Genomic DNA, 8,716 nt, shown 5'->3' on the forward strand with positions numbered 1-8,716 from the left:
ATGAACGAGATAAAACAGATTGACTGCAAAAGCCGGGAGTACCCCGCGTTGTTAAGGCAGATTCAAGATCCTCCCGAAATTCTGTATTACAGGGGTGAGTGGAATCCGGAGCTCTTCACAAACAGCGCCAGTGTGGTCGGTTCCCGGAAGATGACCCGTTACGGTGCCACCATGACGGAGCGTCTGGTCACCGGGATAGCCCGGGAGGGAATCACGATTGTGTCGGGATTTATGTACGGCATCGATGCCCTGGCCCATGAATCGGCTGTGAATGCCCCGGGTCGGACCATGGCGGTCATGCCCTGCGGGATCGGGAGAATACACCCGGAATACCAGAAAAAGCTGTACGACCGGATACTCGAAACGGGGGGATTGATCCTTTCCGAGTATCCCGGAGATACGCCGCCGGCCCTCTGGACCTATCCCCGGCGGAACAGGATTGTGGCGGGACTCTCTCCCCTGCTGCTGGTGATAGAAGCAGGGCTCAAAAGCGGCGCCCTGATCACCGCACGCATTGCACGGAAGTACAACAGGAAGATCTATGCTCTCCCCGGCCCCCTGACAAGCAGCGTCTCCCAGGGTACGGCTCTTCTGATCAAACAGGGGGCCTTCCTTGTGACCGAGGAGTCAGACATTTTGAAAGAGTACGGAATCTTTCCGGGACGGGAGATGCTCAAAAATACAGGAAAAACAAAACAGGGTCTGAATAAGCTGCAGAGAGCCATACTGGACCAGATCTCAAGGGAAGGCATGACAGCAGATGATATTTCAAGAGCTTTGAGTGTTCCCCCCTCCCGGATCGGGGCGGAACTGACGGTGCTGACACTGAAACAGAAACTCAGCTATCAGGAAGGTTTCTATGTTCTGACCGTCCCCTCTGCGACGGGAGGAGTCTTATGCTGATCAAGGTGACCTCTGTCTCTTTCTCCGGACTGAATACCATCAAGATTGATGTGGAGGTCAACATTGCTGATAAGGGGCTCCCCTCCTTTGATCTGGTAGGCATGCCCAACAAGGCTGTGGGTGAGAGCCGGGAGAGAGTCCGAACGGCTCTGGTTAATGCGGGATTTTCTTTTCCTTTGAGGCGGATTACGGTCAATCTGGCTCCCGGGGATGTCCCTAAAAACGGAGCTTTTTACGATTTTCCCATTGCTCTGGGGATACTGTCGGAGATAACGGGGTTTCATATTCCCGAAGGCTCTTTGTTTTTCGGTGAGCTCTCCTTGGACGGATCCCTGCGGCACACAAAAGGCGCCCTCCTGGCGGCCCTTTTTGCCAAGGAGATGGGCTTGAAGTCAGTTTTTGTACCGGAAGAATCAGCCAATGAAGCCTCAATTGTCAAAGGGATACAGGTCTACCCGGTGAAGGATCTGAGCCAGATTGTTCAGTTTTTCAATGACCAGTGTACTCTCGAACCGGCGGTCTACATGTCGAAAACCAGGGAGGAAATCAGCACGGTGGAGTTTGATATGTCAGAAGTAAGCGGTCAGGAGCAGGCAAAAAGAGCCCTGGAAATTGCCGCGGCGGGAGGACACAATGTGCTGATGGTAGGCTCTCCCGGGTCGGGAAAGACCATGCTGGCCAGGGCACTGCCGGGAATACTCCCCCTGTTGAGTGAAGAGGAGTCTCTTGAGGTGACAAGAATCTACTCCAGCGCCGGAAATATCCCGCCGGGAGGATCTCTTATTATCACCAGGCCCTTCAGGTCACCCCATCACATTATCTCCCAGGCCGGACTGGTGGGGGGCGGTTCCCATCCCCAGCCGGGAGAGATCAGCCTGGCTCATCGGGGCATCCTCTTTCTGGACGAGTTCAACGAGTTTCCCCGCCCCATCATAGAAGCCCTCCGGCAGCCTCTGGAAGATGGTAAACTGACCATATCCCGCAGTCTGGAACGGGTGACCTATCCTTCCCGTTTTATCCTGATTGCAGCGGCTAACCCCTGCCCCTGCGGATTTCTGAACGATGAGACCAAGGACTGTGTCTGTTCTCCCCGGGAGATTCAACGCTACCGGAAAAAGCTCTCAGGGCCGATTCTGGACCGGATCGACCTTCATGTGGATATCCCCGTGGTGGATATCAGAAAGCTGGCGAGGTCCATGGAGAGGGGTGACCGGAAAGAGACCTCCAGCCAGATCAGGGATCGTGTAGCTCTGGCCCGGCAGATTCAGCAGAAGCGTTTCTGGGATGACCCGATTCAGACCAACTCTGAAATGAAAAACAGGCAGATCAAAGAGTATATAAACCTGAAACAGGGTCCCCGGAACATGCTCAATGACGGGGCAGAAGTCTTTCAGCTCTCCGCAAGATCCTACCTGAAGATGCTGAAACTATCCCGGACCATTGCCGATCTGGAGGGGTCTGTGACCATCCGAGAGGAACATGTGGCCGAAGCTCTGCAGTACCGGCCGAGGATTATGGAATGAGTGTTCCGAAAGGGGAGAAAAACCGGGATAAAATAGAACTGGGAATAAAGGGAGAGTGTCTGGCCGAAGAGTATTTGAAAGACAGGGGCTATGAGATTGTCAGCCGGAACGAGAGGGTCGGTCATTCGGATATCGATATTCTGGCCCGGGAGGGCGAGGTTTTAGTCTTTGTGGAGGTCAGAACCAAATCAGATGGTGACAGAGGAATGCCTGAAGAAACACTGACAGAGAGAAAGCTGATCCGAATGAAAAAGACGGCAGAACTCTATATTGCCTTTCACCGTTACCAGGGGGCTGCCAGGATGGATGGTATCTGTCTCATTTTAAACAAAGAGAATGAGATTCACCACTTCAAGCATTACAGGGGTATAGGTTAGTCTGTGGAGAGCTCCGGAATATCAATGCCTCTATCAGGTAAAGTAATGGTCAGGTAATATAGGAATAATTGCCAACACAACATATATGTTGTATGATAAGAAAGGATTGCATGACCGGAAAAAAAATAATGAAAGTTTTAAAGAAACATGGATGGTACCTTGAACGAATAACAGGATCCCATCACATATTCTACAAAGAAGGATTCCGGTCTATAGCTGTACCTGTTCATGGTAAAAAGGATTTGGGACCAGGATTACTCAAGGCAATATTCAGACAGGCAGGATTAGAAAAGGATGAGTTATGAATTACAAATGTCGTCTTAATCAGGAAGAAAATGGATATTATGTAGAGTTTCCTGACCTTCAGAATGTTTTTACCGAAGGGAATACAATGGGTGAATCCCTAATGAATGCCTATGAAGCATTAAACGGCGTACTGGAAGTAGACGTTTCCCATGGGTTGCTCCCTCCTCCCCCATCTGCAGAAGGGGAGGATCTCTATCCCATTGAAGTTGCCCCTCATGTAGAAATTGCCATTCAGCTGCGTAACTTGCGAGGAATACGCACACAGAAGAGTATTGCCGAAAAACTGGGATTGTCTTATCAGGCATACCAAAGGCTGGAAAACCCAATAAAGGGGAACCCGACGATTAAAACCCTGGAAAAAATAGCGAAAGCTATGGGACAAAACCTGAAAATAACGTTAAGCGCGTAAGCCAACCAGTCAGGGATTGGAGCGGAACGCCCGGTTCAGGTTCTATGTGAATTCAAAGCCCGCCCAGCTTGGTGAGGGACTGTATAGGCGCCGTTCAACTCCTTCCACCTGGTATTGAGCCGGTGAATCTGAAGAGTATTCACGGTCAAGTTGCCGATGACGCCACAAGATGTTCGGGTTCATTCAACACAGTTTCTTCACTGTCGGTAAAAATACTCTCCGATATGATTCTGCTCGTTATGGAATCAAGATAGGTGGTCAGTGTTTCATTCAACTCTGTAAATTCCGGCCAGAGTGTTTCATCCACAAAGGATCTGGAAATTTTGACCATTACGGTTGTGCGCCGTTGCCTGGTGTATCGATAGGGGTTGAGTCCATACCTTCTAAGCAGAGCGATAATGAGCTTCCTGGACCACCCATTGGTCATTGAAAATTTGTATTCCACGGGAGGATCATTCTCCTGCAGATCTGAAAGTTTTCTCTGTATCCCTCTCTTTCAATATCCGGGTCAGCTCCTCAGGGTCAAAGATTTCCGGTTCATAAGGATCTCCCCAGGGTGTCATTCCCGACTCAATCATATTCCTGAAACCGGGGAGTCCCCCACAGTTTTCAGGAGGAGAATTCCCTTTTCCGGCAAGGCAGACAATATCATCAGCGTCGGTATAGCTGTCGTACTCTTCAATTTTTTCAACGACTATCCCGACACGCCAGTCGTCTCCGAAATCGTATGTATACTTCAAGACCTGCCTGGGACGTGTCAGAAGGTCATCAATCATAAACCTCTCTTCATCCTCCTCCTCCCCTTCACGCGTCGTTGCGGGGGAAACGTAGCGTGTTTTATGCTCATCAGAAAACATATGAAGGTGTTCATCATCCCAGTTAAAAGCAGTTTGTATGATGCTATGAAGATCATCCAGGGTGCAGTTTCCCGGGAGGCGCAGGCGTCTCCAGACCGGTGGGCGGGCTCCCGTCAGGGTCATTTTGACGGTATACACCGAAGGCAGATATTCGGGAAAGAGTAAATTATCCAATAATTTCTCCTGCTGCAGACGGAGTTCTTTTAAATAGTCCAGGGTGTTCACTTTTCTCTCTTCCGGCAGAACCACAGGTTCCATGGTTTCCAAAAGAATAGAATCGATTTCGCGGGTAAAGTGCAAAAGCTGCTCCATTCCCTCTTCGGGAATTTCATCTGCATAAACACCGTATTCACCTAGATTTCTCAGCCAGGAGGTCAGATCATCGCTGAGCCTGAGGGCGGCTTCCCGTATCGCACCAGTTTGCTGATCCATAAAAACATTGTATGTACTTTTCAGCACTTTTATCTGTTTTTTTAGTGCATCCTGAAATGGCTGTTCAAATTCTTCGACTGCTATTCGGTGCTCTTCAGGCAAGTCCCTCAATATCCGTTCGCTGACGGTTTCAATACTGCAGTTATGATGAAACAGGGCATCGAGTATGAAGGCTTGAATGATCAGCTCATTGAACCCCAGATGCATCTGATGTAGCACTTCATCCATGTCGGAGGGTCTCCGTTTGATGTTGAAATTGTTACTGGGAAAGGAATTGGAAAACAGTGATAAGCGTTCCCAGGGCAACAAATTCGATGCTGCCAAACCAGAACATCTGAGAAAAACGCTTGTCCACCTGCTCAAAACGCTTATCCATATTTCCTATAAGAATATCGAATTTTTCATTCTGGTACCCTTAGGCCTCGACTACCCTTCGGCCTCGAGTATGAAAATCACCCCCTTAGGCCTCGAGAAAGAAAACCACTAAGGCTCTAAACCCTTCGGCCTCATATGATTAACCACCGAGGCTCTCAATGAGCCTCGGTAGAACAGATGAATACTGCCTTGGTACCCTTCGGCCTTAACAGAAATAACACCGAAGCCCTAAACGGGCTTCGGTAGGGCAATAAACACTAAAGCTGTAAATCAGCTTCTGTAGTACCAAAACCATAGACCTTAAATTGCAATGCACGCATTGCTGGTACCCTTCGGCCTCTATTAAATAAATCACCTAAGCCCTTAACGGGCTTTGGTAGAGCAAAAAAACTTGACTCCTTAGGCCTCGGAGGAAAAGGGATGACTTTTTTCTCCTCAAGCCAATCAACAAAGTGGTCTTTGATATAATTAACAATAGCTTGCTCTTCTTCTTTCACTTGGGCTTCTCCCATGAGTTATCTCCTATTTTAGTTCTGTTTCCATAGTATTGACAAGCGTAATGACCCTGATGATTCAAAATAGAAGTCAACTTCCTTAAAAAATCCGGCCCTCGCCGCAGGCGGAGGAGAGCCCCCTAAATCTTCAAAATATAAAAACATGACTGTTTTTCTAGAGCTTGCTTTTCCCCGGCAGGCTTCTAAAAGCCCTGATCAGCCTCTTGTTATCCTCTTTGGAACGGACGGCGATGCGGATGCAGTTTTTCTGTTCAAACCCTTTTTTGCCCCGCAGGTCTTTTAAGAAGATGCTGTGTTCCTTGAGGATGAAGTCTACCAGCCGGGTTGTGTTGAATCCTTCCACATCACACAGGAAGTAGTTAGCCTGAGAGCTGTGCGGGGTCAGCCAGGGGATGGTCTCGAGTTTTGTGAAGAACCGGTCCCTCTCATCGGCGATTTTCCGGCAGCTTTTGATGTAGGAGTTCTCATATTTACTGTAGATCTGCATAAAAAACTCCCCAAAGGAGTTGATGTTCCAGATGGAGATCCGTTTTTTAACCTTTCCCAGGAGTTCTTTGTCGGATGTGGCCATGATTCCCAGTCGGATTCCCGGAACCCCGTAGCTCTTGCTGATGCTCTTGATGACCACCAGATTGGAGTACTTTTCAAGATTTTCGTTGCTGATGATGCTGTTTTCAGGGCCCCCGGTTGAAAAGTCCACAAAGGATTCATCCAGCATCAGGCGTTTGTTCCTCTCTTTAAAGCTGTCCAGGATCTCATAGAGGTCATTCAGGGGGATGAAATTTCCCGAAGGGTTGTCCGGATTGATCAGCACCAGGGTGTCCACACTGTCGGACCACCGGATGATCTGCTCTTTGCCATAGGCAAAATTCTCATCTTCCACCTGGAAGAGAACGCTCTTCGTGCTCTCATGACGCTCGGCGTACTCATTGAAGCTGGGCAGTATGAAACCGACCTTCTGATCCGACAGAACCCCCATCAGGGCATTGATAAGCTCGGCGGCGCCGTTCCCGGTGAGGATGGAGTCCTCCCGGATGCCGAACATGCGGGAGGCCAGGAGGTTCTGGGTGGCCAGACCCGAGGGGTAATCCCTCAGCAGTGGATTGAAGTTGTGCATTATCTCCTTGATCATGTTTTTTTTGGGAAAGTAGGGATTGACCAGATAGCAGAAGTCCAGGAGGTTGGGGAAACGCCAGTACCCGCCGAAGCGCTGCTGCATAAGGGTCAGTTTTGTCTCATCCGCAAAGAGAATCTCCGCATTGCTTAAGTCCTGCTTGTCGTTTATTTCATACCAGAGAGAGCTGTCTGCCAGGATGCAGGCCTTGAGATCGGACTTGTTGATAAAATTGATGTCTCCAAGAACCTGGTTGCAGTGCTTTTTGCCCCCCCCGGACTGAACGGCGGCACTTAGAAAAGGGATGTAACTCTTGGTTATAAATTTTTTGGAAAACTTGTAGATGTTCACCCTCTTATAATAATTTTTCGAGTTTTTATATTTGAAATCTGATGGGGAGATAAACCGCTGTATGGAGTGATCCTTAGCGATTTCGATGACCCGACTATCCATCCAGGGCTGGTGGTGGGCTGCGAGAAAACAGTTAGCCGCCTCATCCTTCAGGAGCGCCTCGATCACCCCTTTTTCAAAAATCAGGTTGCTCTCCAGCAGGATCGTATCCTCTTTCTGGAACTGCTCCCTGGTCCTGTACAGGGAGGAAAGCTTGTTGGTGCTGTCGAAGTCCCGGTTGTAGACATATTCTACGGCTGTGCCCTTGTAGTTCTTGCCGATGAGGTTTTCCACATCCTCTCCCTTAGAACCAACCACCAGGATGATGCGGCTCAGGGAAAATTGAATCAGAATATCCAGATTCCTCTGGATGAGAGTTTTTCCCAGGAGGGGAACCATACATTTTGTCTTATCCTGGGTGAATTCTGCCAGTTCTTTGCCCATTCCGGCGGCGAGAATCAGTGCTTGCATAAAATTTCCTTCCTAATAATTTAAGATGCCGGATGACCTGCCTCTCTGCAGGAGAATGCTCATAAAGCCAGCGGACTGTTGCGGTTATGAAGGCTGTATCGTGTTTATCTTCATAGTATTTTATATTATACTTGGATTCTTTGTGTAAGCAAGTTCAATCCCTGATACCTAGTGAGGTGATTTATGATTCATGATTCCCAGAAAGAAAAAGACCCTTTCCACTGGCAGACGGCTATATCCTACAAGACGAAGGACCGCATTGTGGTGAGAGGATATGATATTAATGAACTGACGGGAAACCTGGATTTTGCCTCCATGGCCTGGCTTACCTGGATGGGAAAACTCGCTTCAGAAAATGATACGAAGATGATCAATGCCTTTCTGGTCTCCCTGAGTGAGCATGCCTTTTCACCGTCTTCGGTGTCCTCACGGTTTGTCCGCTCCGGCGGCGTCCCCCTCAATGTGGCAGTGGCGGGAGGGGTGATGACCATGGGAGAGAGGCATGCCTCGGCAGATATCCCGGCGAACATGTTCCAGAAGGCTGTCATTGAGGCCCGGTCTGAAGGGATTTCGATTCCTGAGAAGGCTTTGAGCCTTGTGAAAGAGTACAGGTCACAGAAACGGATCATCAACGGATACCACCATCCTCAGCATATAAAAGATCCCCGGGTGGACCGTCTTCTTGAAATCGCAGAGGAACTGGGACTGGAGGGTGATCATCTTAGTATGGCTCTGGAGATCCAGGGGGCCACCAAAGAGGTGATAGGAAAAACTCTATATCTCAATGGCCCGGGGGTGATTGCGGCGATTGCCTCGGACATGGACATGACCCCCGAGCAAATCAAGGGTCTGTTGATCCTCTCCCGGACGGTCTCTCTGGTGGCTCACAGCACAGAGGAAAATCAGAGGGAGAAGGCCTGGCGGGCTTCCTCGGGTTCCGACATCATCCAGCCACTGGATCTCTCCCTTCAGAAACCGGAGTATTATGACGGCCCTGAAGACAGGAAATTAGAGGAGTGAGATTATTGCTGAACCGGGACCTTT

General features: G+C 49.3%; 11 protein-coding genes. 7 read left to right on the forward strand and 4 right to left on the reverse strand.

Annotated elements, in window-relative coordinates; all coding sequences use genetic code 11:
• The 5 genes from dprA to PF479_RS14300 form a co-directional block, all read left to right on the forward strand.
• A partial coding sequence (dprA, locus tag PF479_RS14280) for a DNA-processing protein DprA (protein ID WP_298007777.1) occupies positions 1-903 on the forward strand: 903 nt, incomplete at its 5' end.
• Entirely contained in the window at positions 897-2,426 is a 1,530-nt protein-coding gene (locus PF479_RS14285) for a YifB family Mg chelatase-like AAA ATPase (protein ID WP_298007778.1), read from the forward strand. The genes dprA and PF479_RS14285, both read left to right, overlap by 7 nt.
• Complete coding sequence (locus PF479_RS14290) at positions 2,423-2,803, forward strand: YraN family protein (protein ID WP_298007780.1); 381 nt, start codon at positions 2,423-2,425, stop codon at positions 2,801-2,803. The genes PF479_RS14285 and PF479_RS14290 overlap by 4 nt, the downstream gene beginning before the upstream one ends.
• A gap of 110 nt (positions 2,804-2,913) precedes the next feature.
• A complete protein-coding gene (locus PF479_RS14295; RefSeq protein ID WP_298007782.1) occupies positions 2,914-3,108 on the forward strand; it encodes a type II toxin-antitoxin system HicA family toxin in 195 nt (64 codons plus the stop codon).
• Positions 3,105-3,518: a type II toxin-antitoxin system HicB family antitoxin gene (locus PF479_RS14300; RefSeq protein WP_298007783.1), complete on the forward strand. Its 414-nt coding sequence runs from the start codon at positions 3,105-3,107 to the stop codon at positions 3,516-3,518. The genes PF479_RS14295 and PF479_RS14300 overlap by 4 nt, the downstream gene beginning before the upstream one ends.
• Before the next feature lie 145 nt (positions 3,519-3,663).
• Here PF479_RS14300 and PF479_RS14305 read toward each other — a convergent pair whose 3' ends face one another.
• Positions 3,664-3,963, reverse strand: coding sequence for a hypothetical protein (locus PF479_RS14305; protein WP_298007785.1), 300 nt, complete (start codon positions 3,961-3,963; stop codon positions 3,664-3,666).
• A 7-nt stretch (positions 3,964-3,970) separates the two neighbouring features.
• The gene (locus PF479_RS14310) at positions 3,971-5,035 is read right to left on the reverse strand and encodes a plasmid pRiA4b ORF-3 family protein (protein ID WP_298007787.1); all 1,065 of its coding nucleotides are present in this window, start codon (positions 5,033-5,035) and stop codon (positions 3,971-3,973) included.
• A gap of 19 nt (positions 5,036-5,054) precedes the next feature.
• On the opposite strand from PF479_RS14310, the gene PF479_RS14315 reads away from it, so the two are divergent.
• On the forward strand, positions 5,055-5,294 hold the full coding sequence (locus tag PF479_RS14315) for a hypothetical protein (protein WP_298007789.1): 240 nt from the start codon (positions 5,055-5,057) through the stop codon (positions 5,292-5,294).
• Between the two features lie 145 nt (positions 5,295-5,439).
• Here the strand turns inward: PF479_RS14315 and PF479_RS14320 are convergent, their stop codons facing one another.
• A complete protein-coding gene (locus tag PF479_RS14320) occupies positions 5,440-5,694 on the reverse strand; it encodes a hypothetical protein (protein WP_298007791.1) in 255 nt (84 codons plus the stop codon).
• A gap of 157 nt (positions 5,695-5,851) precedes the next feature.
• Positions 5,852-7,672, reverse strand: coding sequence for an aminotransferase class I/II-fold pyridoxal phosphate-dependent enzyme (locus tag PF479_RS14325; RefSeq protein ID WP_298007793.1), 1,821 nt, complete (start codon positions 7,670-7,672; stop codon positions 5,852-5,854).
• Positions 7,673-7,855: 183 nt separating this feature from the next.
• Here PF479_RS14325 and PF479_RS14330 point away from each other — a divergent pair, with 183 nt between their 5' ends.
• Positions 7,856-8,692, forward strand: coding sequence for a citrate/2-methylcitrate synthase (locus PF479_RS14330; RefSeq protein WP_298007795.1), 837 nt, complete (start codon positions 7,856-7,858; stop codon positions 8,690-8,692).
• Positions 8,693-8,716 lie beyond the last annotated feature (24 nt).

Origin of the sequence: Oceanispirochaeta sp., from assembly GCF_027859075.1 — a bacterium.
In the GTDB taxonomy this organism is placed as follows: domain Bacteria; phylum Spirochaetota; class Spirochaetia; order DSM-2461; family DSM-2461; genus Oceanispirochaeta.